Source organism: Microbacterium sp. NPDC055521 (assembly GCF_053619695.1).
Map to the genome: position 1 here is coordinate 39,234 of NZ_JBSHJX010000011.1, position 24,509 is coordinate 63,742.

Below are 24,509 nucleotides of genomic sequence, written 5' to 3' on the forward strand. Positions count from 1 at the left end.
CGCGTGTGAGGATGGGGTGATGGCTGCACCGAAGAACTGGCGTGTGCGTCTGGCCGATGCGATCCGCGTCGACGCCGCATCGCGACCCGAGACCCAGGCGATCCTCTCGGTCGATGAGATGTATGCGCGGCGAGTCATCGAACTCGCGATGCGCATCGCGGAAGCGCTCATCGCGGTCGGCGCAGCGGCCAACGAGGTGGTGCTCTCCGCGACGCGGGTGGCCGCCGCGTTCGGCATCCGTCCTGTGCACGTCGACATCACCTTCAACTCCATCGCCGTGTCGTACCAGGGCGGCGAGTCCGACCCGCCGTTCACGGCGATCCGCGTGGTGCGAGCGCCTGTGCCGGACCACGCCAAGCTGCAGCAGCTGCAGGCTCTCGTGGTGGCGATCGAGGCAGGGCTCGCGCTGCCGGAGGCGCGGGTGCGCTTCCATGCCATCCGACGCATGCCCTTCCGGTACCGCCCGACGGTGATCGTGCTCGCACAGGCACTGCTGGCCGTCGGCGTCTGCCTGCTCTACGGCGCCTCGGCGATCACCACGCTCATCGCCTTCCTCGCCGCGTGCGGTGCCGCGCTGACCCAGCGATGGATGGCGCGCATGCACGTGCCCTTCTTCTTCTCGCAGGCCGCAGGCGCGCTCGTGGTCACGGCGTTCGCCGCCGCCGCGAACGTCCTGCGCAGTCAGGGCATCGCGCCTTTCGACCGGGCCGGCATCGCCGTGATCGTCGCGGCCGGGATCGTGCTCATGCTCGCCGGAATGTCGGTGGTGGGAGCCGCGCAGGACGCGATCGACGGCTTTGCGCTCACGGCGGGCGGACGCATCCTGGATCTGGCGCTGCTGACGCTCGGCGTCGTCGTCGGGATCGTGGGCGGCGTCGCTCTCGCGCAGCGGCTGGGGATCGGCTTCACGCTCTCGACCGAACCGCCGGCCCTCGGTCCCGGTTCGATGCAGGTGGCCGGCGTCGTGCTGATCGCCGTCACCGTCGCCGTGTGGAACGGCGCGACCTCGCGCACCATCCTCGTCTCCGCGCTGCTCGGTGCGATCGCATGGGGCGGGTTCAGCGCCGGTACGGTCGGCGGATTCGGCGTGCCCATCGCCAGCGCGGCGGGCGCGCTCGTCGCGAGCTTCGTCGGCACGCTCATCGCGCACCGGCTGCACGTGCCCTCGATCGCCGTCACGACCGCCGCCATCGTCCCGATGGTGCCGGGGTCAGTCGTGTACCGCGGCCTGCTGGGGATCGTGGAGGCGGAGGACGACCCGATCGCGCTCATCGTCGGATTCGCCGATCTGCTGCAGGCAGGAGCGGTCGGCCTGGCACTGGCATCCGGCGCATCCCTCGGCCTCGTTCTCGGCGCACCGGTGCGTGACACGCTGCAGAGCGTCGTGCGTCGTCGCGGCCGCATCCGCTGAGCCGCGGTCGCCGTCGCGTCGCGGATATGCTGAGTGCCGCAGACTCTGCGGCACCGAGGAGGGATCAGTGAGCGAGGTGACCGCGTCCGGCGACGCCCCTGACTCCTTCGACCGCATCGCCGCCGACCTCGTCGCGCTCAAGGAGGCCACAACGATCTCATACGCCGAGATCGGACGGCGGATCGGCGAGCAGCGGATGGACCGCGGGGTCGCCGACGCAGCCGCCTTCCCGCCGCGCAGCACTGTCTACGACGCATTCCGCGCCGGTCGAACCCGCATGGATCCCGTGCTGCTGCACGACATCGTCACCGCCCTGGGCGCGCGGGAGGACGAGGCGCAGCGATGGGTGGAGCGTCCCCGACGGCTGCGGCGCACCACCGACCAGACTCCCCGGGCGCGTGTGGCGCCCAGGCCGCCGTCTCGCGCCGACGATGGGCGAACGCGGAGCAGGCACCGCCTAGCCTTGAGGTGATGGCACATCTACTGGGGGCTGAGGCCCTGCACCTGGAGTATCCGACCAAGGTCGTCTTCGACTCCGTCACGATCGGCGTCGACGAGGGCGACCGCATCGGCATCGTCGGCCGCAACGGCGACGGCAAGTCGAGTCTGCTCGCGATGCTCGCGGGGCGGCGAGAGCCGGATGCCGGGCGCGTGACCGTGCGAGGCGGCACGAGCATCGGCGTGCTCGACCAGGCCGACACCCTCGATGACGACCTCACCGTCGGCCGTGCCGTGGTGGGGGACACGCCCGAGCACGAGTGGGCGGGGGATGCGAAGGTGCGCGACGTCATCGCCGGTCTCGTCGCCGATCTCGGTTGGGACGCACCGGTCACCTCGCTCAGCGGCGGGCAGCGCCGCCGGGTGTCGCTGGCCCGGCTGCTCGTCGGCGACTGGGACATCATCGCGCTCGATGAGCCCACCAACCACCTCGACGTCGAGGCGATCACCTGGCTCGCCGCACATCTGAAGGGCCGCTGGCCGAAGAACGCCGGGGCGCTGCTGGTCGTCACCCACGATCGCTGGTTCCTGGATGAGATCTGCACGGCGACGTGGGAGGTGCACGACCGCATCGTCGAGCCGTTCGAGGGCGGGTACGCCGCCTACATCCTGCAGCGCGTCGAGCGCGACCGGATGGCTGCCGCGTCCGAGGCGAAGCGGCAGAACCTCGCCCGCAAGGAGCTGGCCTGGCTGCGCCGCGGAGCGCCCGCGCGCACCAGCAAGCCGAAGTTCCGCATCGACGCGGCGAACGCCCTCATCGCCGATGTGCCGCCGATCCGCGACTCCATCTCGCTGCAGTCGCTGGCCGTGTCGCGTCTGGGCAAGGACGTGGTCGACCTGCTGGACGCCGGGGTGACCTACGGCGACAGGACCGTGCTGCAGGACGTCGAGTGGCGCGTCGCTCCGGGGGAGCGCACCGGCATCCTCGGCGTCAACGGTGCGGGCAAGTCCACCCTGCTCGGTCTGGTCTCGGGCACCGTCGACCCCACCAGCGGGCGGGTGAAGCGCGGCAAGACCGTGCAGGTGCGCACGCTCACCCAGCAGGTCGATGAGCTCGAGCAGCACTGGAACACCCCGGTGCGCACCGTCATCGACGGCCTGCGCACCTCGTACACGTTCGGCACGGGTTCCAAGGCTGCAGAGCTCACCCCAGGGCAGCTGCTGGAACGGCTCGGCTTCACCTCAGCGCAGCTGTCGACCCCGGTGAAGGACCTCTCGGGCGGTCAGCAGCGCCGGCTGCAGCTGCTTCTCGTGCTGCTCGATCAGCCGAACGTGCTCATCCTCGATGAGCCGACCAACGACATGGACACCGACATGCTCGCCGCCATCGAGGACCTCCTCGACTCGTGGCCCGGCACGCTGCTGGTGGTCAGCCACGACCGATACTTCCTCGAGCGGGTCACCGACCAGCAGTACGCCGTGCTGCGTGGACGGCTGCGGCATCTTCCCGGCGGCATCGACGAGTACCTGCGGCTGCGCGACCTCGAGAAGCGCGAGCAGACGGCGTCGTCCTCGGGTGGAGCCGCCGCCCATGCGCTGTCTGGGAGGGCATCCGGTCTGGAGGGGGCCGCGCGGCGCACGGCCGAGAAGGAGCTCGCGGCGCTCGAGCGGCGCATGCAGAAGCTGAACGATCAGATCGAACGGGCCAAGCACGCGCTGGCCGATCACGATCAGTCGGACTACACCGGCCTCGGCGAGCGGATGCAGCAGATCCAGGCGCAGCAGGACGAGGTCGACGAGCTCGAGCTGCGCTGGTTCGAGCTCACCGAAGAGCTCGGCTGAGCGGCACCTCGCCTCGGGTCACCGACCGAGCGCGTACACGATGAGCAGCATCGTGACGACGAAGCCGCACGCGTAGTTGATCCACAGGAAGTGCCGCCAGCCGCGGTTCGCCGCACCCGACTCGGCATCCGACACCGAGCGGTAGGGCGCCGCCGCCCACAGATACGGCAGGGCGAGCACCGCGGCCAGCGCGCCGGGGAACCCGGTGACGAGCATGAGCACTCCAGCAGCGGCCCAGCAGGCGAGCGCGAGGCGCACGGTGCGCGCGGCGCCCAGCGCGGTGGCGATCGACGAGATGCCACCCTCGCGGTCGGGCACCACATCCTGCACCGCGCCGAACGCGTGGCTTGCGACCCCCCACAGGAAGAACGCGCTCAGCAACGCGACGAGTCCGGGGGTCACCGTGCCGCCGGCGAGGGCGAAGCCGTACACCGCGGGACTCACGAAGTGGATGCTCGAGGTGACCGAGTCGAGCACCGGCACCTCTTTGAAGCGGAACGGCGGCGCCGAGTACGCGACGACCGCGAACAGGCTGATCGCCAGGATCAGCCACGACAGGGGCGAGCCGAGCACGATCAGCGCGACGACGAACGGCGCACTCAGCGCGATCGACGTCACGAGCACGGTGCGGTGCCGCTGCGGCGACAGCAGCGCCCCCTCGACTCCGCCCTTGCGCGGGTTCGCGAGGTCGGAGGCGTAGTCGAACACGTCGTTGATGCCGTACATCGCCAGGTTGTACGGCACGAGGAAGAACAGGGTGCCCACCACCCAGCGGGCGTCGACGCCGCCCGCGACGAGCAGATACGCGGCCGCGAACGGGTACGCGGTGTTGATCCAGCTGAGCGGCCGCGATGCGGCCAGCAGATCACCGATCATCGGCCCGCTCCCTCCGCAGCCGCGACCACAGCGCCGGCAGCAGGATGACCGCCGCGAGCGGATAGGCGAAGTCCTCGAGCGGGGCTTCGCCGATCCGGATGCCCGAGATGTGCGCACTCGAATAGTCGAAGAGACCCACGACGATCATCACGTTGTCGAACACGGCGGTGAGCAGCACGAGCGTCGCCGCGACCACCAGCAGCGACGCCGCGGACGGCATCCGATCGCGGCGTCGCACGACGAGCGCGACCACGACGGCCGCGACGAGGAATCCCGCGCACAGCAGCACGTAGCTCATGCCCTCGCCTTCCGTCGGGCAGCGAGCACCTTCTCGGCGCCGCAGACGAGCACCATGGTCAGCTCGCACAGGAACAGCAGGAAGATCGGCTCCTCGATCGGCAGCTCGGGGGCGAGCAGGATGCCGGTGGCGAACGCGCCGTCATCGCGGAAGAAGATGCCGAGGCCGATCCCCGCGAGATCCCAGAGCAGGAAGAACGCCGTGCCCAGCAGCAGCACGATCCCCGCTCGTGCCGGGTCTCGGCCGAGGAACAGCCGGTGGCGCACATCGAGCAGCACCATGCCCGCGAGCGACACGAGCAGGGCGATCAGGTAGGCGGCGCTCACAGCGTCGCCGCCAGCGGCTCGGCCAGGGGCCCTGCCGAGACGTCGCCGCGCAGACTCTTCACGACCAGCTCGGCGCTGATCAGACACATCGGCAGGCCGATGCCCGGGATGGTCGTGGCGCCCGCGTACAGCAGCCCGTCGACCTTCGACGACGTGTTCGCCCCGCGCAGGAACGCGCTCTGCCGCAGGGTGTGCGCGGGGCCGAGGGCACCCCCGCGCCAGGCGCCGAAGTCGCGTTCGAAGTCGGCGGGGCCGATCGTGCGTCGCACGACGATGCGCTCTCGCAGGTCGGGCACACCGCACCAGGCCGCGATCTGGTCGATCGCGGCGTCAGCCGCGCGCTCGACCCGCTCATCTCCGGCGCCGTCGACGCCTCCGGCGCCGATCGACGTATCGGCGGGCACCGGGATGAGCACGAACAGATTCTCGTGCCCCTCGGGGGCGACGTCATCGGTCGCACTGGGGCGGCAGACGTACAGCGATGCCGGATCGGGGATCCGCCTGCCTTCGCCGCGACGCCCCCTGCCGTAGATCGCGTCGAACCCTTCCTCCCACTGCTTCGTGAACAGCAGCGTGTGGTGCGCGAGCTGCGGCAGCTCGCCGCGCACGCCGAGCAGGGCGAGCACAGCGCCAGGGCCCGGGTCGCGTCCGTCCCACCAGGCATCCGACCTCGTACGGTGCTCAGGATCCAGCAGCTGCTGCTCGGTGACGTGCAGGTCAGCGGTCGACACCACCACATCCGCGGGCAGCTGCTCGCCCGTGCCGTCCGCGAGTGCGACCTCGACACCCGTCGCGGCGCCGCCGTCGACCGTGATGCGCGTGGCACGGCATCCGGTGCGGATGTCGACCCCCTCCGCCCTCGCCACGCGGGCGATGGCCGCGATCACGGCGGTGAACCCGCCGCGCGGGTACAGCACGCCCTGCCCGATGTCGAGATGACTCATCAGGTGGTACATGCCCGGGGCCTTCGCGGGCGAGGTGCCGAGGAACACCGCCGGGTACCCGAGGATCTGCTGCACGCGCGGCTCGCGGCTGTGACGGCCGATGCGCCGGTCGAGCGGCTCTGCGAGCAGGCGCGTGAGCGTCGGCAGCCCGCGCAGGGTGCGCGGCGTGAGCAGCGGGCGCAGCGACTCGTAGGTGCTGTACAGGAACGTCGATGTGGCCAGATCGTAGGTGTCCGCGGCGGAGGCGAGGTAGCGGTCGAGCTGCTGCTCGGCATCCGGATCGAGGGCGACGAGGGCGTCCCTGGCGCCGTCGGCGGGCAGATCGAACGGCTCCGCGTCGTCTTCGAAGTACACCCGGTAGGCCGGGTCGAGTCGCACGAGGTCGAGCTGCTCCGCCGATGAGGTGCCGAGCAGGCGGAAGAAGTGATCGAACACCTCGGGCATCAGGTACCACGACGGGCCGGTGTCGAAGCGGAAGCCGCCCGACTCCCAGCTGCCGGCCCGGCCGCCCAGCTCGTCTCGCGCTTCGACGAGGGTGACGGACGCGCCGTCCCGGGCGAGCAGAGCGGCGGTGGCGAGGCCCGAGATGCCTCCGCCGATGACGACGACGCGCCTCATGCGGTCTTCCTTCCTGCTGCGGCGTTCGCCAGGATGCGCAGCTTGCGTCCGAGCGGAACCGAGACGCGGGTGGAGCGCAGCGCGACGGCCGGGGTCGCGCGCAGCTGCTCGTTGAGCCGGCCGAAGAGCGCCGCGGCCGCCGTCGTCGCCCGCCGGGAGCCCCGCGGCAGCCGGGCGATCGCCTCGCGTGCGACGGCGAGGTCCTCAGCGATCTCGTCGACGACGGCTTCCTTCTCGCGGTCGGTGAAGGTCTGCGGGTCGAGGCCAGGGATGTACGAGCGGCCCAGCCGCCCGGCGTCATCCGCCAGGTCACGCAGGAAGTTCACCTTCTGGAACGCCGCGCCCAGGCGACGCGCCCCCTCTTCGAGCTGGTCGTCGAGCGTGAATCCCGGATGCTCGAGCGCGAACACCCGCAGGCACATCGAGCCCACCACCTCGGCGGAGCCGTGGATGTAGCGGCGGTACTGCTCGAGATCGAAGCGCGGGTGCGCGGTGACATCCATCCGCATCGATTCGAAGAAGGGCTGCACGAGCTCGGCGCCGATGCCGGTGCGCCGCGCCGTGGCGGCGAACGCGTGCACCACGAGGTTCGCGCTGAACCCGCGGGCGATCGCGTGCAGGGTGTCCTGCTCGAGCGCGTCGAGGATGGCCAGCACCTCGGTCTGCTCCAGACCCGCCTCCGACGCCGGGCCGTCCACGATCTCGTCGGCGACGCGCACGAGGGCGTAGACATCGGCGATCCCCCCGCGCACGTCGCGTGGCAGCAGCCGGCTCGCATATCCGAACGACGTCGAGTATCCGCTGATCACGTGCGCCGAAGCCGCATGCGCCGTGCGGGTGTACAGGTCGATCGCCCGTTCGGCCCTCACGACTGCCGCTCCGCGCAGCGTTCGGCGATCTGCGCGAGTTCGGTGCGCAGCCCGGTGGGCAGAGGAGCGATGGCGATCGCGTGCAGCACGTCGTGCAGCACACCGTCGATGACCCGCTGCATGCGCTCGACCGCGCCGCAGGCCACCAGCGCGGCGCGCAGCCGGTCGGCGTCGGACGTCTCGAGCGGGGCGCGCCCGAACAGGGGGCGCACGGCCTCCCACTCCGGGGTGCCCTCGGCGAAGGCGACAAGCAGGGTGCGCTTGCCCTCACGCAGGTCGCCGATGACGCTCTTCCCGGTGCTGCTCTCGGCACCGAACACCCCCAGGGCGTCGTCGCGCAGCTGATACAGCAGCCCCAGCCGCGATCCGATCCACTCCAGCGCCTCGACGACCTGGTCGGTGGCGCCGGCGAGCAGCGCCCCCACCCGCAGCGGTGCGGCGAACGAGTACGCGGCGGTCTTCTGCTCGATCATCCGCAGGATGTCCTCCTGCTCGGCGTGCATGACACCCTTCGCGTAGCCGACGTCGGCGTGCTCTCCCGCGGCGGTGAGGATCAGCGCGTCATCGATCACGCGGTGCAGGGTTGCAGCGACCGGATGCCCGACCTCTGCGACGAGCACGTGCGTGCCGCTGATCAGCAGGTCGCCGGCGAGCAGAGCCGACGCCTCACCCCACGCCGTGGCGGTGTGCGGCGCGTGCCCGTCGTCGAGCGCCGCGGCGGCGAATCGGCCGGCGAGGTTCGGCTTGCCGCGGCGCACCAGATCGCGGTCGAGCACGTCGTCGTGCATGAGCAGGGCGGTGTGCAGCACCTCGAAGGCCGCCGCCGCGCACAGCGCCGAGTGCTCCTCGACACCGCCCAGGCTCTCGTGCGCGAGCAGCAGCAGCCGGGGTCGCAGACGCTTCCCGCCCTGGGTGGCGTCCGCCGCCCTGCGCCACAGATCGCCGTAGCGGCCGCCCATCGCATCCGCTCGTTCGATCCGGTCCGCGAAGAACCGCTCGATGATCTCGTCCAGGTGTGGGTCGACCGCTGTCTCCAGCCTCATGCGACCCTCCGCCACGCGGTGGCGTGTATGGATCCGGCGGTCGCCGAGAGCTGTTGCGCCTGCAGCACGAGCCAGGGGCTGAACGCCCACGGTGCCGCGGTGAGCGCGGCGGCGAGATCCTCCGGGCTGACCCAGCGGGCATCCATCGCCTCGTCCGGGTTGAGCGTAGGCTCTCCGACCGCGCGGGCGGTGTAGACAGGGCAGATCTCGTTCTCGACCACACCCGAGGCATCCACGGCCCGGTATCGGAAGTCCGGCAGCTCGAGCTGCAGATCCGCTATCTCGAGCCCGAGCTCATCCTGCGCGCGGCGATGCACGGCGTCCGGAATGGCCTCGAACGGCGCGGGGTGACCGCAGAACGCATTCGTCCAGGTGCCGGGCCAGGCGCGCTTCGTCAGCGCCCGCCGGGTCAGCAGCAGCCGGCCCTCGTCGTCGCGCACGTGGCACGAGAAGGCGAGGTGCAGGGGGGTCGCGTGGTGGTGCACCTCGTCCTTCGGGGCGGCACCGCTCGGGTTTCCGTCGTCGTCGAGAAGGATCACGCGCTCGGGGGAGTAGGTCACTTCGGCCTCCTGTGTATTCGCTAGACAGGCTAGCTTTCAACTCGGGATATATCCACATCTGGCGTAGAATCGACCGCATGCCCAAGGTCACCCCGTCCGGTGCGCCGGGCCCGGTCATGCACGACCCGCGCCTGAACGACCCGGAACAGGAGATCGTGCGCACCGGCGACCTCGCACCGGGCGAGTTGGAGAGCGTGCTCGAGGTGCTCGAGGCCATGCGTCGCTGGCGTGAGGCCGAGCGTGAGCACAGCGAGGCGTCGCAGCGGTACATGCGCCTGAGTGAGAGCGACATGAGGGCGCTGCGCATGCTCATCGCCGCGGGAAACCAGAGGCTCCCGATGACCCCCAGCGCCATGGCCGGCCAGCTCGGGATCTCCACCGCTTCCACGACCAAGCTGCTCGACCGCCTCGAGCGCGGCGGTCACGTCGTGCGCCGCGCCCACCCGGACGATCGCCGCAGCCTCGTCATCGAGGTGACCGAGGAGACTCGCCATTCCGCCCGCGCGACGGTCGGTCGCGAGCACGCCCGCCGCTTCGACGTCATCGCCGAGCTCAGCCGCGAGCAGCGCCGCACCGTCGCCGACTTCTTCGACGCGATGGCGGCCACCGCCCAGCGTGACGCTGTGTGACGAGCCGATTCTGAGGTGGCGCACGATCCCGCATACGTTTTCGGAGTCCCCCACGAGAGGAAGAACCCGAGAATGTCCCGCCGTTTCACCACCCTCAGCGCTGCAGCCGCAGCAGTCGCCCTCGTCACCGGTCTCACCGGCTGCGCATCCGCCGACGCCGGATCCGACGGCGCCGCCGCCGACGTCATCACGATCGGCGTGGTCGGCAAGAGCGACCCGCAGTGGGCCGCCTTCGAGAAGGCGGCGAAAGCCGCGGGCATCGAAATCGACCTGGTCGACTTCGGGTCGTACGAGCTTCCCAACCCGGCACTGACCGAGGGCGAGATCGACCTCAATCAGTTCCAGCACGTGATCTACCTCGCCCAGTACAACGAGGCGGCCGGCGAGGATCTGGTCGCCATCGGCTCGACGCAGACCTACCCGCTCGGGCTGTACTCGTCGAAGTACGACGACGTGGAGGACATCGCCGAGGGCGAGACGGTCGCCGTCCCCGACGACGCATCGAACCAGGCGCGTGGACTGCTCGTGCTGCAGTCGGCCGGCCTCATCGAGCTCAAGGACGGCGGCTCGCCGTTCTCCGACCTGTCGGACATCGACGAGGCGAAGTCCAAGGTCAAGGTGACCGCTCTCGAGGCTGCGCTGACCCCCGAGGCGCTGCCCGACGTCGCAGCCGCCATCATCAACAACGACTTCGTCGAACAGGCGGGCCTGAAGTTCGACGACGCGCTGTTCACGGACGACGCGTCCGACCCGGCCGCCGCCCCCTACGTGAACATCTTCGCCTCGCGCGCAGACGACGCCGACAACGAGACCTACCTGAAGCTCATCGAGATCTTCCAGACCGACGAGGCTGTGCAGAAGGGCCTCGCCGAGTCGTCCGGCGGAACCGGCGTGACGGTGCAGCTCTCCCAGGAGGACCTGGCGAAGACGCTGAAGACCGTGCAGAAGGACGTCGCCGGCAACAGCTGATCCGCGCGGATCTGAGAGAATCGGGCGGCGCGATGTGCGTCGCCCGATTCTCCGTGTTCGGGTGGCCGACCCGACACCCCCCACCCACCCGAAACCGGAGTGAACCCATGCCCATCGTCTCGCTCGAGAACGTGTCGAAGCGATACCCGTCCCCGCAGCGCGCAGGGGAGCAGGTCACCGCGGTCGACGACGTCACCCTGCACATCGAGAAGGGGGACGTCTACGGCATCATCGGCTATTCGGGAGCCGGCAAGTCCACCCTCGTTCGTCTCATCAACGCGCTGGAGCCCGCCACCGAGGGGCGGATCACCGTCGACGACATCGAGGTCACCGCGCTCTCGGAGCGCGAGCTGCGAGCGGTGCGCACCGGCATCGGCATGATCTTCCAGCAGTTCAACCTGTTCTCGGCGAAGACCGTGCGGGCCAACATCGCGTACCCGCTGAAGCTCGCCGGCTGGGCGAAGCCCGACATCGACGCGCGCGTCACCGAGCTGCTGTCGTTCGTCGGCCTCAGCGACAAGGCACGCTCGTACCCCGAGCAGCTCTCCGGCGGTCAGAAGCAGCGCGTCGGGATCGCGCGTGCGCTCGCGACCCGCCCCGCGATCCTGCTCGCCGACGAGGCCACCAGTGCGCTCGACCCCGAGACCACGCACGAGGTGCTCGCCCTGCTCAAGCGGGTCAACGAGGAGCAGGGGGTGACCATCGTGGTGATCACGCACGAGATGGACGTGATCCAGACGATCGCGACGAAGGTCGCCGTGATGGATCGCGGTCGCGTGATCGAGCAGGGCGACGTGTTCGAGGTCTTCTCGGCTCCCCGGCATCCGGCCTCGCAGCGCTTCGTGGGGACGGTGGTCAAGGGCGTCCCCTCTCCGGCCGAGCGGGCCGTGCTGCGCGAGCGGCACGGCGGGCGTCTCGTGACTTTCTCGTTCCGCGACGGCGGGCCGTCCCAGGCGCAGCTCTTCGTCGACCTGGCAGAGGCGGGGCTGGAGTTCGAACTCGTGTTCGGCGGCATCAACGACATCCGCGGTCGGGCGTTCGGCCACCTGACCCTCGCCATCCGCGGCGATGAGACGCGCATCGACGAGGCACTCGCCCGCATCGGCCGCCAGGTCGAGGTGACCGACATCGAGCGGGAGGAGGAGCTCTGATGGATCGTCTCGTCGAACTCGCCCCGGAGTTCTGGCAGGCAGCTGTCGAGACTCTGTACATGGTGTCGCTGACCCTGCTCTTCGGCGGCATCCTCGGTGGCCTGATCGGCATGGGCCTGTACCTCACCAGGCCGGGCGGCATGCTGCAGAACCGCGCGGCGTCGTTCGTGCTGAATCTGTTCATCAACTTCTTCCGGCCGATCCCGTTCGTGATCCTCATCACGGTGCTGATCCCGTTCTCCCGCTTCGTCGTGGGCAGCGGCATCGGCACCAACGCGGCGATCGTCGCTCTCGTGGTCGCGTCGATGTTCGCCATCGGGCGCATCGTCGAGCAGCACCTGGTCGGCGTCTCACCCGGTGTCATCGAGGCGGCGCGCGCGATGGGAGCCGGGCCCTGGCGCACCCTGTTCACCGTGGTCATCCCGGAGGCGCTGGGCCCGCTCGTGCTGGGCTACACCTTCGTCATCGTGGCGCTCATCGACATGACGGCGATGGCCGGGTACATCGGCGCCGGCGGTCTCGGCAACTTCGCCCTCACCTACGGGCGTCGCCAGTTCGAGCCGGTCGTGATGTGGGCCGCCGTGCTGCTGATCGTCGTGTTCGTGCACTTCGCGCAGACGCTGGGCACCTGGCTCGCGCGCCGGATCATGCGCCGATAGCCCTTTCGCGACGACGAAGCGCGTGCCATCCTCGCAGCAGGTGGAAAGGCATGTCATGGGTACCGAGATGTTCCACGCTGCAGACGGCTACGACCTTCTCATCGGTCGCTACCTGCCCTCGCTCGCGCCGGCTTTCGCGGAATTCGCCGGAGTGAGAGCGGGCAGCGTGCTCGACGTCGGATGCGGACCGGGCGGGCTGACGATCGAGCTGGCTCGCCGGGTCGGAGCCGCGAACGTGTCCGCGATCGATCCTTCGCCTCCGTTCGTCGCGGCCTGCCGCGGGCGGGTGGCGGGAGCCGAGGTCGTCGAGGGGGTGGCGGAGGAGCTGCCCTACCCCGACAGCGGCTTCGATGCCGCACTGTCGTCGCTCGCGGTCGGATTCATGTCCGACCCGCAGCAGGGGGTGCGTGAGATGGCCCGGGTCACCCGCGCCGACGGCGTGGTGGCGCTGTGCTTCTGGGATCACCTCCGCATGCAGGGCATCGCACAGTTCTGGAAGGCGGCGCACCGGGTGCTCGGGGTGGCTCCGGTGGACGAACGGCTGGTCGGACGGCGGGAAGGCGAGCTGGCGGCGCTGCTCGACGGCGCACGACTCGTCGACATCCGCGCGACCGAGATCGTCGCGACAGCCCGCTACGCCGACGCCGACGATCTGTGGGCCGGGTACACCGCGAAGATCGGGCCGATCGGACAGTACGTGCAGGCGCTGACCCCCGACCAGCTGGATGCCGTGCGTGCGGCCGTCCGTGAGGACCTGGACGACCCGGATCGTCCGTTCACCCTCACTGCGGTCGCGTGGGCGGCGAGGGGCGCGGCTCCGGCCTGACGCCGGCCGGAGCATCCTGAAGGGTTCGCCGGGTGACGAACTCGCGGGGCGCCCCGCTGAGCGGATCGTCGAAGCGCAGCTCGCGGGCGAGCAGCTGCAGCGGCCGGGTGAAGTCGTCGGGCGCCTCGGGCAGCAGCACCGGGTAGAAGCCGTCGTTCAGGATGCCCGCGCCGAGCGACGCCAGATGCACGCGCAGCTGGTGCATGCGTCCGGAGTGCGGGCGCAGCAGGGTGTGCACGACCCGCTCGTCGAAGCCGAGCAGTTCGACGAGCGTCTCGGAGTTCGGCTCGCGCGCGTCGTCGACCCGCACGCACACGTTCGCACGCAGCTTCTCGATGTGGTTGCGGTACACGATCGGGAAGGGCCGTCCGGCCAGAGCGGGGGATGCCGCATCCCATCCCGCCGGGCGTGCGGACACCGCCTCGTACACCTTCTCGACCTGCCGCCGCTCGAACAGCAGCTGGTAGGCGCCGCGGGTCTCGGGGCGGACGGAGAACATCAGCAGACCGGCGGTCGCCCGATCGAGGCGGTGGATCGGGGTGAGCTGCGGGATGCCGAGCAGGTTGCGCAGCCGCACCAGGGCGGAGTTCTGCAGATACTTGCCGCCCGGGGTCGTCGGCAGGAAGTGCGGCTTGTCGGCCACGACCAGATCGCGGTCCTGATGCAGCACGTCGATCTCGAACGGGATCTCGCGCTCGACCGGCGGCTCGCGGTAGTACCAGACGAACTCGTGCGCGCCCAGCGGGGTCTGGCGGGTGAGCGACGAGCCGTCGCGGGCGACGATCTCACCGCGATCGAAGCGCGACAGCAGTCGCTCGGGCTCGAGGTGGAAGAAGCGCTCGGCCATGTACGCGCCGATCGTCGGCCACGGCCCGGTCAGCGGCAGATGCAGCCGCGTGGCGCCGACGCCGTCGCGCACGGGAAGGGGAGAGAGCATGGCCATCAGCGGCCTCGCCCCGGAACCGGGATGCTCACGAGTCGAAACTCAGGCTGAGCTTGCGCAGCAGCCCCGCGAGCCGCTCTCGGTCGGTGCGGGGCAGCGCGCGCAGCAGCACGGCCTCGGCGTCGACGAGGCGGGTGATCGCGGCATCGACCCGCACCCGTCCCTCGTCGGTCAGGGTGACCAGCACGCTGCGTCCGTCCTGCGGGTCCGACTCGCGACGCACGAATCGACGTCCCACCAGACGGTCGATGCGGTTGGTCATCGTGCCGCTCGAGACCAGGGTCTGCTGCAGCAGCTGCTTGGGCGAGAGCTGGAACGGCGCGCCGGCGCGGCGCAGCGCCGAGAGCACATCCCACTCCCACGGTTCGATGTCGCTGCGGCGGAACACCTCGCGCCGTGCCCGGTCGAGATGACGCGAAAGGCGGTCCATGCGCGAGAGCACCTCGAGAGGCGAGAAGTCCAGGTCGGGGCGCTGGGTGTGCCAGGCGCCGACGATCCTGTCGACCTCATCCGCCTCGTGCATGAGCTCATTATCGCCTGCCTGCGGCCACCCTCCGGACGGGAGGGCCGGGTCGGGCGTGGCAGAATTGACCCGCGGTCGCCGCTCGCGAGGCGGAGGGCCGCGGTCCGCCGTGGTGTAACGGCAGCACGACAGCCTTTGGAGCTGTGAGGTTCAGGTTCGAATCCTGGCGGCGGAGCATGACGCAGAACAATCTCGCCATCATCGTGCTCGCCGCGGGCCAGGGCACCCGCATGAAGTCCCGCCGACCCAAGGTGCTGCACGAGATCGCCGGGCGACCGCTGGTCGGTCACGTGCTGACGACTGCTCGTTCGCTGGGCGCGTCGCACATCGAGGTCGTGGTGCGGCACGAGCGCGAGCAGGTGGTCACCGCTCTTGCCGGGGACTACCCCGATGCCGTGTTCGTCGACCAGGACGACGTACCGGGCACCGGCCGTGCCGTGCAGGTCGCGGTCGACGCCCTGCCCGCCGATTTCGACGGCGACGTGCTCGTGCTCTCCGGCGACTGCCCGCTCGCCGACGTCGACACCCTCGCGTCCTTCCTCGACGAGCACCGCACGTCGGGCGCTCCGGCGACGCTGATGACCGCTGTTGTCGACGATCCGACCGGCTACGGACGGGTTATCCGCGATGCCGACGGTGGAGTCGACCGCATCGTCGAGCAGAAGGATGCCAGCGACGACGAGGCATCCGTCCGCGAGATCAACGCCGGAATGTACGCGTTCCGCTCCGAGACGCTGCGCCGCTACCTGCCCGAGATCGGGCTCGACAACGCGCAGGGCGAGATGTACCTGACCGACGTGCCCGGGCTGCTGCGCCGCGACGGCGACCGCGTGGCGGCATCGGTCGTCTCGGATGTCACCGTGACGTACGGCGTCAACGACCGCGCGCAGCTCGCGCTCGTCGGGCGCCTGCTCAACCAGCGCATCGTGCGTCGCTGGCAGCGCGAGGGCGTCACCATCGTCGACCCCGACACCACGTGGATCGACGACGACGCCAAGCTGTCGCCCGATGTGACGATCCTGCCGAACACCCAGATCCTGGGCGCCACGGTCATCGCGGAAGGCGCCACCGTCGGGCCCGACACCACGCTGGTGGACTGCGAGGTCGGGGAGGATGCGGTGGTCAAGCGCACTGACGCGAACCTCTCGGTGATCGGTGCGAACGCCACCGTCGGCCCGTTCTCGTTCCTCCGTGCCGGCACCGTGCTCGGCGCGGGCGGCAAGATCGGCGCGTACGTCGAGACGAAGAACGCCGAGATCGGCGAGAACAGCAAGGTGCCGCACCTGTCGTACGTCGGCGATGCCACCATCGGCCGCGGCGTGAACCTCGGCGCCAGCACGATCACCGCGAACTACGACGATGTCAACAAGCACCGCACGGTGGTCGGCGACGAGGTGCACACCGGCTCGCACACCGTACTCGTCGCGCCCGTTAGGCTGGGAGCAGGTGCGAAGACCGGTGCCGGCGCTGTCGTCCGCAAGGATGTGCCCGCCGGTGCCCTGGCCATGAGCGTGGCCCCCCAGCGCAACATCGACGGGTGGGTCGAGAAGAACAGAGCAGGCACGGGCGCAGCAGATGCGGCGGCCCGCGAACGATCGGCGGAATAAGTCGCATGGGCAACAAGAAGAAGAAGGTCGCACTCGATCGTGAGAACGGGGTCGCTCCCGGTCTGATCTCGAAGACGAAGAAGCGTCTCGTCGTCGCCGGCGGACGCTCGCATCCCGAGCTGACCGCCGCCGTCGCCGCGGCCCTCGGCCAGGAGGCGGCTCCCGTCGAGCACCGCACCTTCGCCTCGGGTGAGATCTACGCCCGCTTCGAGGTGTCGATCCGCGGCTGCGACCTGTTCATCGTGCAGTCCTTCGGCGAGCCGGTGAACGAGTGGCTCATGGAGACGCTGATCATGCTCGACGCTGCCAAGCGCGCGTCGGCCAAGCGCATCACGGTCGTCGCCCCGTACTACCCGTACTCCCGTCAGGACAAGAAGGGTCGCGGCCGCGAGCCGATCTCGGCCCGCCTGGTGGCCGACATGCTCAAGATCGCCGGCGCCGACCGCGTGATGAGCGTCGACCTGCACGCGGCGCAGATCCAGGGCTTCTTCGACGGCCCCGTCGACCACCTGTTCGCCAAGCCCGTGCTGCTCGAGCACTTCCAGGGAACGCTCACCGCCGAAGACCGCGAGACCCTCACGATCGTGTCGCCCGACATGGGTCGCGTGCGCGTGGCCGACACGTGGTCCGACAGCCTGGGCGCGCCGCTTGCGATCATCCACAAGCGTCGCGACCCGAAGGTCGCCAACCAGGTCTCGGTGCACGAGATCGTCGGAGCCGTCGGCGGCCGCACCTGCCTGCTCGTCGACGACATGATCGACACCGGCGGCACGATCGTCAAGGCCGCGCAGGCGCTCAAGTCGAACGGCGCCCGCAAGGTGATCGTCGCGGCCACGCACGCCGTGTTCAGCGACCCGGCATCCGAGCGCCTGCAGGACGACTCGATCGACCAGGTCGTCGTCACAGACACGATCCCGCTCACCGAGTCGCGACAGTGGGACGGGCTCACGATCCTGCCGATCGCGCCGCTGCTCGCCACCGCGATCAAGCAGGTGTTCGAAGACGGCTCCGTGACGAGCATGTTCGGCGGAGACGCCTGATCCTCGGCACGCAGCGACGACGGCATCCGGATTCCTCATAGCCGGATGCCCCAAGCTGGAGGCATGAACGTGCACCCCGCAGCCCGCACCGGAACCGCTCTGCTCGGCGTCGCCGGCGCGCTCATGCTCGCCGGATGCTCGGGCGCCGCAGACGCGGACACGACGAAGCCCGACCCGTCCCCGCTGAGCACCGACGCGAGCGCGCCGTATGCCGACGGCACCTACGCGGCAGAGGGGTCGTACCGCACACCCGAGACGGTCGAGACGATCGCGGTGACCCTCACGATCGCGGACGACACGGTCACCGACGTCGAGGTGGTCGGCGACCCGCTGGCGCCGGAGTCGAAGAACTTCCAGGGCCAGTTCATCGCGGGCATCTCGGACGTCGTGGTCGGCAGGAAGCTCGATGAGCTGCACGTCGACCGCGTCGCCGGATCGTCGCTCACCAGCGCCGGGTTCGATCAGGCCGTGGTCAGGATCAAGGACGAGGCCGCAGCCGCAGCCGCGGCCGAGTGATCAGGGATGCACTCGTGGCGGTTCGACGCCATCGGCACGCGCTGGGAGATCGAGACCGCCGAGCCGCCGGACGGATCTGCTCGCGCGTGCGTCGGCGAGATCATCGAGGCGTTCGATGCGGTCTGGTCGCGCTTCCGTGACGACTCCGTCGTCTCCTCCCTGCGTTCGCACGGCGGCACGGCAGAGCTGACTCCGACCGCCGCCGGCGACGCCGAGGCGATGCTCGAGGTCTATCGCGCGCTCGCACGCGCGACCGACGGCGGCGTCACCCCGCTGATCGGATCGGCGCTCGACGCTCTCGGCTACGATGCTGCTCTCACGCTGCGCCCGAGAACGCCCCAGACGGCTCCCGCCGAGTGGGAGCGGATGCTGCGCTGCGACGGCCGGGGGCTGACCCTCGACGAGCCGGCGGTGATCGATGTCGGCGCCGTCGGCAAGGGCCGGCTGGTCGACCTGGTCAGCGACGCACTGGCGCACCTGCCGGGACGGGTGACGGTCGACGGCAGCGGTGATCTCCGCGTGCGCGGCGGCACGGCTCGAATCGCGCTCGAGCACCCGTACGATCCCACCTCCGCGGTCGGCGTGGTGGAGGTGAGGGATGCCGCGCTGTGCGCGTCTGCGGTGACGCGCCGCGCCTGGGGGAGCGGACTGCATCACGTGCTCGACGGACGCACCGGGCTGCCGGTGACCACCTGGGTCGCCACCTGGGCCCTCGCCCACGACGCACTGCACGCCGACGCCGCGGCGACGGGGCTGTTCTTCGACGGCGGCGCTGAGCTCGCCGACCGCTGGGGTGCCCACTGGGTGCGGATGTCGAGCGACGGGCGCGTGGAGTGCTCGAGCGGCTTCCCCGGTGTGCTGTTCACCGAGGGCGGGGGCTGAGGATGCGGAGGAACGGCTTGCCGGTGCGCTCATCGAGCCCGAGCGGCCGGGATACGGAAGAGTAGAACGGTGATCACTGCGTTCCTCGCCGTGCGACAGCGTGTGCTGGCCGTGCTCGGCGCTCTCTCGATGTACCGGCTCGTGCTCTTCGCCCTCGCGGGTCTCGCGGTCATCGCGCTCGGGTTGTCGCTCGCAGGTCTCGTGGGACCGGCAGCGGGCGAGATCGTGGCATCCTTCGCCGCGCTGGCCGTGTCGATCTCCGCGGTCGACGCGGTCGCGCAGCGTGTCCTGCGCCTGCCGTGGCGCATCGAGTCGTCGTTGGTCACCGCACTCATCCTGCTGTTCGTGCTGCAGCCCTCGCTCACCCCGGCGGGCCTGGCGGGGACGGCGATCGCAGGTGTGCTGGCGAGCCTGTCGAAGTACCTCATCGCGTGGCGCGGGAGGCACATCTTCAATCCCGCGGCATTCGGAGCCGCCGTCGTGACGATCTTCGGCCTCGGCACCTTCTCGGCGTGGTGGGTGGGCACCCCGTGGCTCTCGCCGTTCGTCGCGCTTCTCGGTCTGATCGTGCTGTGGCGCACCGAGAAGGTGCGGATCGTGCTCGCCTTCCTGCTCGTCGCGGTCATCGTCTCGGTGGTGCGTCAGGCCGTGCAGGTGCAGCTGTTCGGCTTCGGACTCGATCTCGCGCTGGGAGAGGCCGTCGTCTTCGCCCTCACGCAGGCGCCGTACCTGTTCCTCGGCGCGTTCATGCTCTCCGAGCCGCTCACCCTGCCGCCCCGGCGCTGGCAGCAGTACAGCGTCGCGGCACTCGTGGGCGTGCTCGCCGGATGGCCGATCGCGATCGGCTCGCTGTTCACGCTCGGTCAGGAGCGCGCTCTGCTGATCGGCAACCTGCTCGCGTTCGCGTTCGCGCTGCGCAGCTCGGTGCGGCTCGTGCTCACCGGCCGCACTTTCGTCACTCCGACCGCGCAGGAGCTCACGTTCCGGACGAAGGGCCGGCTGCGGTTCATCGCGGGGCAGTACCTCGAGCTCGAGGTGCCGCACCGCAATCCGGATGCCAGGGGCACCCGCCGCGAGTTCAGCATCGTCTCCGCGCCCGCCGACCTGCCCACCCTGCGCATCGCCTACAAGGACGGTGATCAGAAGCATCCCTCGAGCTACAAACGAGCGCTGAAAGCGGCCGAGCCGGGCGCGGTGCTCGCCGTCACCGGAACCTGGGGCGACTTCGTGCTGCCGCGCGGACGCACCCCCGTGCTCATGGTCGCGGCCGGCATCGGCGTGACACCCTTCGTGTCGCAGTTGCGCCAGCTGCAGGCGACGGGTGCCGAGCGCGACGTCGTGCTCGTCTACGTGGCGGCCGAGGCGGCCGAGCTCGCCTTCCGCGACGAGCTGGCCGAGACCGGCGCCCGGACGATCGTGTTCACGCCCGACGAGCCTGCAGACCTGCCGCCGCATTGGACGTGGGCGCAGGGTATCCGCCTCGACGCTGACGGCCTGCACCGCATGGTGCCCGACCTCGCTATCCGGCACGCGTACATCTCGGGTCCGCCGCGTCTCATCGCCGATCTCGCACCGGCGCTGCAGAAGGCCCGCGGGGTCACGACCGACGCGTTCGCCGGCTACTGAGCCGGATGCCCGGGTTGGTCCAGATGGCGGGGCTGGTCCGGATGCGCCGGCGACGACCGCTCCGGTGCTGATGATGCCGGTGGTGGCGTCGGCTGCTCGCCGCGCGGCAGACGCACGGTGAACGACGTGTCGCCCGGCGCGCTCTCGACCGCGATGGTGCCGCCATGGCCCTCGACGATCGCCTTGGCGATCGCGAGACCGAGCCCCGTGCCGCCGGTCTGCCGTGCCCGCGACACGTCGCCACGGGCGAAGCGGGCGAACAGCTCCTCGCGCACGGCGGGATCGATGCCGGGTCCGTCGTCATGCACCCGGAGCTCGGCGCCCGCCGGGGTGGCCGTCAGCGACAGGGTGACAGTCGTGCCCTCCGGCGTGTGCGCGCGGGCATTGGCGAGCAGATTGCCGACCACCTGATGCAGCCGCCCGACGTCGCCGGCCACGATGACCGGCTCGCCGGGGGTCTCGAGCTTCCAGCGGTGGCCGGGGCCTGTGGGCTGCGCGTCGGCGAGGGCCTCGACGGCCAGCTGCGACAGGTCGACTTCACCGTGCACGAGCTCGGCGCCCTCGTCGAGCCGGGCGAGCAGCAGCAGATCCTCGACGAGTCGCGTCATGCGCAGCGACTGCGCCTGGATGCGCTCCAGCGCCGAGGTGGTGTTCTCGACGGTGGAGTCGTCGTGCGACTGGCGCAGCGCCCGCAGCGACAGTTCGGAGTACCCGCGGATCGACGCGAGTGGCGTGCGCAGCTCGTGGCTGGCATCCGCCACGAACCGACGCATGCGCTCCTCGTTGCGCTGGCGGGCCGAGAGCGAGGAGTCGACGTGGTCGAGGAGGGTGTTCAGCGCGACCCCCACCCGCCCGACCTCGGTACGCGGATCGGCCTCGTAGTCGGGCACGCGCTCGGTGATGCTCACCTCGCCGCGATCGAGCGGCTGGCCGGCGACGCGCGAGGCGGTCGCCGCGACCGCGCGCAGCGGACGCAGACCCATGCTGATCGTGAGCGCGGTGGTGAGCGCCAGCAGGATCAGCCCGCCGAGGGTGGCGAGGGCGATCACGGTGAACAGCGACGTCATCGTGTGCTGCACCTCGGCGCGGGGCAGGCCGGTGATCACGACCACGCTGTTGTCGGTGCGGTCGACGGTCACCCGGAACGAGCCGACGTCGTGCAGGGTGACGGTCGCCGACCCGGACTCCTGCAGCGCGGAGGTGAGCGTCAGCAGATCACGGGCCGGCAGATCCCGCCGCGACTCGGGGGTGACGATCACCCCGGATGCGGGTGTGTTGGGGGGCAGCACCGCGAGCAGGAGGCTGCCGGTCTGCACGATGCCGCCGCTGACCGCATCCGCGGCGGTGAGCGGCTCGCCGCGGCTCGCCGCCGCGTCGGCGCGGCTGGTGACCAGCGCCGTCGTCACGTTCGACGTGGCCTCGAGCTTCCTCTGCAGATCGTCTTCGAGGGTCTTGCCCAGCGTCGCGCTGGTGATGATCGCGACGATCACGAGGATGAGCGAGACGAACCCGATCACCGCGGCCATCAGCCGCGCCTGAAGGCTCAACGGGTGGGGGAGCATGGGCTACTGCGGTGACTTGATCATGTAGCCGACGCCGCGCACGGTGTGCAGCAGGGGGGTGCGGCCGGCGTCGATCTTCTTGCGCAGGTACGAGATGTACAGCTCGACCACCGACGACTTGCCGCCGAAGTCGTAGCTCCACACCCGGTCGAGGATCTGCGCCTTCGACAGTACGCGCCGCTCATTGCGCATGAGGAAGCGCAGCAGCTCGAACTCCGTCGCGGTGAGCTCGATCTCGTCGTCGCCGCGCATCACCTCGTGGCTGTCCTCGTTGAGGGAGAGGTCGGCGACTCGGAGGATCGACTGCTCGTCGTCGGTCTGGCCCTGACCCGAGCGGCGGATGACGGCCCGCAGCCGCGCGATGACCTCTTCGAGGCTGAACGGCTTGGTGACGTAGTCGTCGCCGCCCGCGGTCAGCCCGGCGATGCGGTCGGCGACGGCGTCCTTCGCCGTCAGGAAGACGACGGGCACGAGGTTGCCGGATTCCCGCAGCCGGCGCAGCACGCTCATGCCGTCGAGGTCGGGCATCATGACGTCGAGCACGAGGGCATCCGGTTCGAAGTCGCGCGCCACCTGCAGGGCCTCCAGGCCCGAGGCTGCGGTGCGCACCTCCCAGCCCTCCATGCGCAGCGCCATGGCGAGCAGGTCGGTGAGCATCGGCTCGTCGTCGACGGCGAGGATGCGCAGCGGAGTTCCGTCAGGACGACGCAGGTCGGGATGCTCGGTGCTCATGGCTCCATTGTGCGCGCATCGACATCGAGATTCCCTTGGATCTCCTATGCGTCACCTGTGCAGGTCTCCCGGTCGTCGCCAGGGACGCGCACCGATCGGGACGGCGCGCGAGCGCTGCCCCGATCGCGCGGCGGGATCAGTGCGTGTCGACCGCGGGGATCTCGCTGCGGTCGCCCGACCACAGCGTGTGGAAGGTGCCGTCCTTGTCGATCCGCCGGTAGGTGTGCGCGCCGAAGAAGTCGCGCTGACCCTGGATGAGGGCGGCGGGCAGACGCTCGGCGCGGATGCCGTCGTAGTACGACAGCGACGACGAGAACGCCGGAGCCGGGATGCCCGCCTGCGCGGCGGCGATGACGACCCGACGCCATGCGGCCTGACCGCGCGAGAGCGCCTCTGCGAAGTAAGGGGCGGTGAGAAGCGCGGGCAGATCGGGCTCGCCCGCGTACGCCTCGGCGATGCGGTTGAGGAACTGCGCGCGGATGATGCAGCCGGCGCGCCAGATCTTCGCCACAGCACCCAGGTCGATGCTCCAGCCGTACTCGGCGGCACCGGCGCGGATCTCGTCGAAGCCCTGGGAGTACGCGACGATTTTCGATGCGTACAGGGCGAGGCGCACGTCCTCGATGAAGGCGTCCACGTCGTCGACGACGAAGTCGCCCTCGGGGCCGGGGAGGTGCGCGGCGACCGCGCGCTGTTCGGGGCGCGACGAGAGCGAGCGGGCGAAGGTCGCCTCGGCGATGCCCGAGACGGGGACGCCGAGCGCGAGCGCGGTCTGCACGGTCCATGCTCCGGTGCCCTTGGCGCCCGCCTGGTCGACGATGACATCGACGAGGGGCTTGCCGGTCTCCGCATCGATCTGGCGCAGCACCTCGGCGGTGATCTCGATGAGGTACGACTCGAGCTCGCCGGTGTTCCACTCGGCGAAGATGTCGGCGATCTCGGCCGGCGACTTGCCCGTGGCACGGCGGATGAGGTCGTAGGCCTCGGCGATCAGCTGCATGTCGGCGTACTCGATGCCGTTGTGCACCATCTTCACGAAGTGGCCCGCGCCGCCGTGCCCGACGTGCGTGACGCACGGCTCACCTTCGGCGACGGCCGCGATCGACTCGAGGATCGGGCCGAGGGTCACCCACGACTCGTCCGAACCGCCGGGCATGATGCTCGGTCCGAGCAGGGCCCCCTCTTCGCCGCCCGAGATGCCCGCACCGACGAAGTTGATGCCCGCCTCGCGCACCGCCTTCTCCCGGCGGATGGTGTCGGGGAAGTAGGCGTTGCCGCCGTCGACGATGATGTCACCCGGCTCGAAGACGCGCACGAGCTCGTCGATCACCGCGTCGGTGCCCAGCCCTGCCTTGACCATGATGATCGCGGTGCGCGGCTTCTGCAGCGACGCGGCGAACTCCTCGTACGAGAAGGTGGGCACGAAGCCGGCGTCGGCGTGCAGCGCGACCAGGTCGTCGGTCTTCGCCCGCGAGCGGTTCAGCACGGCCACCGTGTTGCCCTCGCGGCTGGCGAGGTTGCGGGCCAGGTTCGACCCCATGACGGCGAGTCCGACGACTCCGATGTTGGCTGCTGCGGTGGGCACAGGGATCTCCTCGGTGGTGAAGGGCGTGATCCCA

The 24,509-nt window shown here is 70.3% G+C and carries 25 protein-coding genes and 1 tRNA gene; 14 read left to right on the forward strand and 12 right to left on the reverse strand.

What is annotated here, in order from left to right:
- The first annotated feature begins 19 nt into the window (after window positions 1-19).
- The 3 genes from ACWGSM_RS11130 (at window position 20) to ACWGSM_RS11140 (ending at window position 3,691) form a co-directional block, all read left to right on the forward strand.
- Entirely contained in the window at window positions 20-1,411 is a 1,392-nt protein-coding gene (locus ACWGSM_RS11130) for a threonine/serine ThrE exporter family protein (protein WP_452322983.1), read from the forward strand.
- A 67-nt stretch (window positions 1,412-1,478) separates the two neighbouring features.
- On the forward strand, window positions 1,479-1,883 hold the full coding sequence (locus ACWGSM_RS11135; protein ID WP_452322984.1) for a hypothetical protein: 405 nt from the start codon (window positions 1,479-1,481) through the stop codon (window positions 1,881-1,883).
- On the forward strand, window positions 1,883-3,691 hold the full coding sequence (locus ACWGSM_RS11140) for an ABC-F family ATP-binding cassette domain-containing protein (RefSeq protein WP_452322985.1): 1,809 nt from the start codon (window positions 1,883-1,885) through the stop codon (window positions 3,689-3,691). Before ACWGSM_RS11135 ends, ACWGSM_RS11140 begins: the two co-directional genes overlap by 1 nt.
- Window positions 3,692-3,709: 18 nt before the next feature.
- On the opposite strand, the gene ACWGSM_RS11145 is transcribed toward ACWGSM_RS11140, so the two are convergent.
- The 7 genes from ACWGSM_RS11145 to idi are packed head-to-tail and all read right to left on the reverse strand — an operon-like array spanning window position 3,710 to window position 9,225.
- A complete protein-coding gene (locus tag ACWGSM_RS11145; protein WP_452322986.1) occupies window positions 3,710-4,567 on the reverse strand; it encodes a prenyltransferase in 858 nt (285 codons plus the stop codon).
- Entirely contained in the window at window positions 4,557-4,865 is a 309-nt protein-coding gene (locus tag ACWGSM_RS11150) for a lycopene cyclase domain-containing protein (RefSeq protein WP_452322987.1), read from the reverse strand. Before ACWGSM_RS11150 ends, ACWGSM_RS11145 begins: the two co-directional genes overlap by 11 nt.
- Complete coding sequence (locus ACWGSM_RS11155) at window positions 4,862-5,191, reverse strand: lycopene cyclase domain-containing protein (protein WP_452322988.1); 330 nt, start codon at window positions 5,189-5,191, stop codon at window positions 4,862-4,864. Before ACWGSM_RS11155 ends, ACWGSM_RS11150 begins: the two co-directional genes overlap by 4 nt.
- Entirely contained in the window at window positions 5,188-6,753 is a 1,566-nt protein-coding gene (crtI, locus tag ACWGSM_RS11160) for a phytoene desaturase family protein (protein ID WP_452322989.1), read from the reverse strand. The genes ACWGSM_RS11155 and crtI overlap by 4 nt, the downstream gene beginning before the upstream one ends.
- On the reverse strand, window positions 6,750-7,622 hold the full coding sequence (locus ACWGSM_RS11165; protein ID WP_452322990.1) for a phytoene/squalene synthase family protein: 873 nt from the start codon (window positions 7,620-7,622) through the stop codon (window positions 6,750-6,752). Before ACWGSM_RS11165 ends, crtI begins: the two co-directional genes overlap by 4 nt.
- Window positions 7,619-8,665, reverse strand: coding sequence for a polyprenyl synthetase family protein (locus ACWGSM_RS11170; RefSeq protein ID WP_452322991.1), 1,047 nt, complete (start codon window positions 8,663-8,665; stop codon window positions 7,619-7,621). Before ACWGSM_RS11170 ends, ACWGSM_RS11165 begins: the two co-directional genes overlap by 4 nt.
- Window positions 8,662-9,225 (reverse strand): isopentenyl-diphosphate Delta-isomerase, encoded by a 564-nt coding sequence (gene idi, locus ACWGSM_RS11175; RefSeq protein WP_452322992.1) that lies wholly within the window; start codon window positions 9,223-9,225, stop codon window positions 8,662-8,664. Before idi ends, ACWGSM_RS11170 begins: the two co-directional genes overlap by 4 nt.
- A 77-nt stretch (window positions 9,226-9,302) precedes the next feature.
- On the opposite strand from idi, the gene ACWGSM_RS11180 reads away from it, so the two are divergent.
- The 5 genes from ACWGSM_RS11180 (at window position 9,303) to ACWGSM_RS11200 (ending at window position 13,459) form a co-directional block, all read left to right on the forward strand.
- Window positions 9,303-9,854: a MarR family winged helix-turn-helix transcriptional regulator gene (locus tag ACWGSM_RS11180; RefSeq protein WP_452322993.1), complete on the forward strand. Its 552-nt coding sequence runs from the start codon at window positions 9,303-9,305 to the stop codon at window positions 9,852-9,854.
- A 72-nt stretch (window positions 9,855-9,926) separates the two neighbouring features.
- Entirely contained in the window at window positions 9,927-10,823 is an 897-nt protein-coding gene (locus ACWGSM_RS11185) for a MetQ/NlpA family ABC transporter substrate-binding protein (protein WP_452322994.1), read from the forward strand.
- 107 nt (window positions 10,824-10,930) lie between these two features.
- Complete coding sequence (locus ACWGSM_RS11190) at window positions 10,931-11,974, forward strand: methionine ABC transporter ATP-binding protein (RefSeq protein WP_452322995.1); 1,044 nt, start codon at window positions 10,931-10,933, stop codon at window positions 11,972-11,974.
- The gene (locus ACWGSM_RS11195; RefSeq protein ID WP_452322996.1) at window positions 11,974-12,633 is read left to right on the forward strand and encodes a methionine ABC transporter permease; all 660 of its coding nucleotides are present in this window, start codon (window positions 11,974-11,976) and stop codon (window positions 12,631-12,633) included. Before ACWGSM_RS11190 ends, ACWGSM_RS11195 begins: the two co-directional genes overlap by 1 nt.
- 55 nt (window positions 12,634-12,688) lie before the next feature.
- Complete coding sequence (locus ACWGSM_RS11200; RefSeq protein ID WP_452322997.1) at window positions 12,689-13,459, forward strand: class I SAM-dependent methyltransferase; 771 nt, start codon at window positions 12,689-12,691, stop codon at window positions 13,457-13,459.
- On the opposite strand, the gene ACWGSM_RS11205 is transcribed toward ACWGSM_RS11200, so the two are convergent.
- Together ACWGSM_RS11205 and ACWGSM_RS11210 are read right to left on the reverse strand one after the other, a co-directional pair.
- Entirely contained in the window at window positions 13,416-14,396 is a 981-nt protein-coding gene (locus ACWGSM_RS11205; RefSeq protein WP_452323038.1) for a pseudouridine synthase, read from the reverse strand. The two genes, ACWGSM_RS11200 and ACWGSM_RS11205, sit on opposite strands and share 44 nt — an antisense overlap.
- A 34-nt stretch (window positions 14,397-14,430) precedes the next feature.
- The gene (locus tag ACWGSM_RS11210) at window positions 14,431-14,925 is read right to left on the reverse strand and encodes a MarR family winged helix-turn-helix transcriptional regulator (protein ID WP_452322998.1); all 495 of its coding nucleotides are present in this window, start codon (window positions 14,923-14,925) and stop codon (window positions 14,431-14,433) included.
- A 103-nt stretch (window positions 14,926-15,028) separates the two neighbouring features.
- On the opposite strand from ACWGSM_RS11210, the gene ACWGSM_RS11215 reads away from it, so the two are divergent.
- The 6 genes from ACWGSM_RS11215 (at window position 15,029) to ACWGSM_RS11240 (ending at window position 20,596) form a co-directional block, all read left to right on the forward strand.
- Window positions 15,029-15,100: transfer RNA gene (locus ACWGSM_RS11215), tRNA-Gln, on the forward strand.
- Between the two features lies 1 nt (window position 15,101).
- Complete coding sequence (glmU, locus tag ACWGSM_RS11220; RefSeq protein WP_452322999.1) at window positions 15,102-16,532, forward strand: bifunctional UDP-N-acetylglucosamine diphosphorylase/glucosamine-1-phosphate N-acetyltransferase GlmU; 1,431 nt, start codon at window positions 15,102-15,104, stop codon at window positions 16,530-16,532.
- 5 nt (window positions 16,533-16,537) lie between these two features.
- A complete protein-coding gene (locus ACWGSM_RS11225; protein ID WP_452323000.1) occupies window positions 16,538-17,572 on the forward strand; it encodes a ribose-phosphate diphosphokinase in 1,035 nt (344 codons plus the stop codon).
- 63 nt (window positions 17,573-17,635) lie between these two features.
- Window positions 17,636-18,088, forward strand: coding sequence for an FMN-binding protein (locus tag ACWGSM_RS11230; protein WP_452323001.1), 453 nt, complete (start codon window positions 17,636-17,638; stop codon window positions 18,086-18,088).
- Between the two features lie 6 nt (window positions 18,089-18,094).
- Complete coding sequence (locus tag ACWGSM_RS11235; protein ID WP_452323002.1) at window positions 18,095-18,970, forward strand: FAD:protein FMN transferase; 876 nt, start codon at window positions 18,095-18,097, stop codon at window positions 18,968-18,970.
- 69 nt (window positions 18,971-19,039) lie between these two features.
- A complete protein-coding gene (locus tag ACWGSM_RS11240; protein ID WP_452323003.1) occupies window positions 19,040-20,596 on the forward strand; it encodes an FAD-dependent oxidoreductase in 1,557 nt (518 codons plus the stop codon).
- Here the strand turns inward: ACWGSM_RS11240 and ACWGSM_RS11245 are convergent.
- The 3 genes from ACWGSM_RS11245 to gndA all read right to left on the reverse strand — a co-directional run bounded on the left by ACWGSM_RS11245 (window position 20,590) and on the right by gndA (window position 24,475).
- The gene (locus ACWGSM_RS11245; RefSeq protein ID WP_452323004.1) at window positions 20,590-22,122 is read right to left on the reverse strand and encodes a sensor histidine kinase; all 1,533 of its coding nucleotides are present in this window, start codon (window positions 22,120-22,122) and stop codon (window positions 20,590-20,592) included. The two genes, ACWGSM_RS11240 and ACWGSM_RS11245, sit on opposite strands and share 7 nt — an antisense overlap.
- A 39-nt stretch (window positions 22,123-22,161) precedes the next feature.
- Window positions 22,162-22,890 carry a response regulator transcription factor gene (locus ACWGSM_RS11250; protein WP_452323005.1) on the reverse strand — a complete coding sequence of 243 codons (729 nt, stop codon included), beginning with the start codon at window positions 22,888-22,890 and terminating at the stop codon, window positions 22,162-22,164.
- A gap of 136 nt (window positions 22,891-23,026) precedes the next feature.
- The gene (gene gndA / locus ACWGSM_RS11255; RefSeq protein ID WP_452323006.1) at window positions 23,027-24,475 is read right to left on the reverse strand and encodes an NADP-dependent phosphogluconate dehydrogenase; all 1,449 of its coding nucleotides are present in this window, start codon (window positions 24,473-24,475) and stop codon (window positions 23,027-23,029) included.
- Between the last annotated feature and the right edge of the window lie 34 nt (window positions 24,476-24,509).

Excerpts from the sequence above, each read along its gene's own strand:
- crtI (WP_452322989.1), bottom strand. The coding sequence starts at position 6,753 with ATGAGGCGCGTCGTCGTCATCGGCGGAGGCATCTCGGGCCTCGCCACC.
- ACWGSM_RS11130 (WP_452322983.1), top strand. The coding sequence starts at position 20 with ATGGCTGCACCGAAGAACTGGCGTGTGCGTCTGGCCGATGCGATCCGC.
- ACWGSM_RS11210 (WP_452322998.1), bottom strand. The coding sequence starts at position 14,925 with ATGCACGAGGCGGATGAGGTCGACAGGATCGTCGGCGCCTGGCACACC.
- ACWGSM_RS11140 (WP_452322985.1), top strand. The coding sequence starts at position 1,883 with ATGGCACATCTACTGGGGGCTGAGGCCCTGCACCTGGAGTATCCGACC.
- glmU (WP_452322999.1), top strand. The coding sequence starts at position 15,102 with ATGACGCAGAACAATCTCGCCATCATCGTGCTCGCCGCGGGCCAGGGC.
- ACWGSM_RS11185 (WP_452322994.1), top strand. The coding sequence starts at position 9,927 with ATGTCCCGCCGTTTCACCACCCTCAGCGCTGCAGCCGCAGCAGTCGCC.
- ACWGSM_RS11225 (WP_452323000.1), top strand. The coding sequence starts at position 16,538 with ATGGGCAACAAGAAGAAGAAGGTCGCACTCGATCGTGAGAACGGGGTC.
- ACWGSM_RS11195 (WP_452322996.1), top strand. The coding sequence starts at position 11,974 with ATGGATCGTCTCGTCGAACTCGCCCCGGAGTTCTGGCAGGCAGCTGTC.
- ACWGSM_RS11150 (WP_452322987.1), bottom strand. The coding sequence starts at position 4,865 with ATGAGCTACGTGCTGCTGTGCGCGGGATTCCTCGTCGCGGCCGTCGTG.
- ACWGSM_RS11245 (WP_452323004.1), bottom strand. The coding sequence starts at position 22,122 with ATGGCCGCGGTGATCGGGTTCGTCTCGCTCATCCTCGTGATCGTCGCG.
- ACWGSM_RS11235 (WP_452323002.1), top strand. The coding sequence starts at position 18,095 with ATGCACTCGTGGCGGTTCGACGCCATCGGCACGCGCTGGGAGATCGAG.
- ACWGSM_RS11190 (WP_452322995.1), top strand. The coding sequence starts at position 10,931 with ATGCCCATCGTCTCGCTCGAGAACGTGTCGAAGCGATACCCGTCCCCG.
- ACWGSM_RS11200 (WP_452322997.1), top strand. The coding sequence starts at position 12,689 with ATGGGTACCGAGATGTTCCACGCTGCAGACGGCTACGACCTTCTCATC.
- ACWGSM_RS11250 (WP_452323005.1), bottom strand. The coding sequence starts at position 22,890 with ATGAGCACCGAGCATCCCGACCTGCGTCGTCCTGACGGAACTCCGCTG.
- ACWGSM_RS11145 (WP_452322986.1), bottom strand. The coding sequence starts at position 4,567 with ATGATCGGTGATCTGCTGGCCGCATCGCGGCCGCTCAGCTGGATCAAC.
- ACWGSM_RS11180 (WP_452322993.1), top strand. The coding sequence starts at position 9,303 with ATGCCCAAGGTCACCCCGTCCGGTGCGCCGGGCCCGGTCATGCACGAC.
- ACWGSM_RS11230 (WP_452323001.1), top strand. The coding sequence starts at position 17,636 with ATGAACGTGCACCCCGCAGCCCGCACCGGAACCGCTCTGCTCGGCGTC.
- ACWGSM_RS11170 (WP_452322991.1), bottom strand. The coding sequence starts at position 8,665 with ATGAGGCTGGAGACAGCGGTCGACCCACACCTGGACGAGATCATCGAG.
- ACWGSM_RS11205 (WP_452323038.1), bottom strand. The coding sequence starts at position 14,396 with ATGCTCTCTCCCCTTCCCGTGCGCGACGGCGTCGGCGCCACGCGGCTG.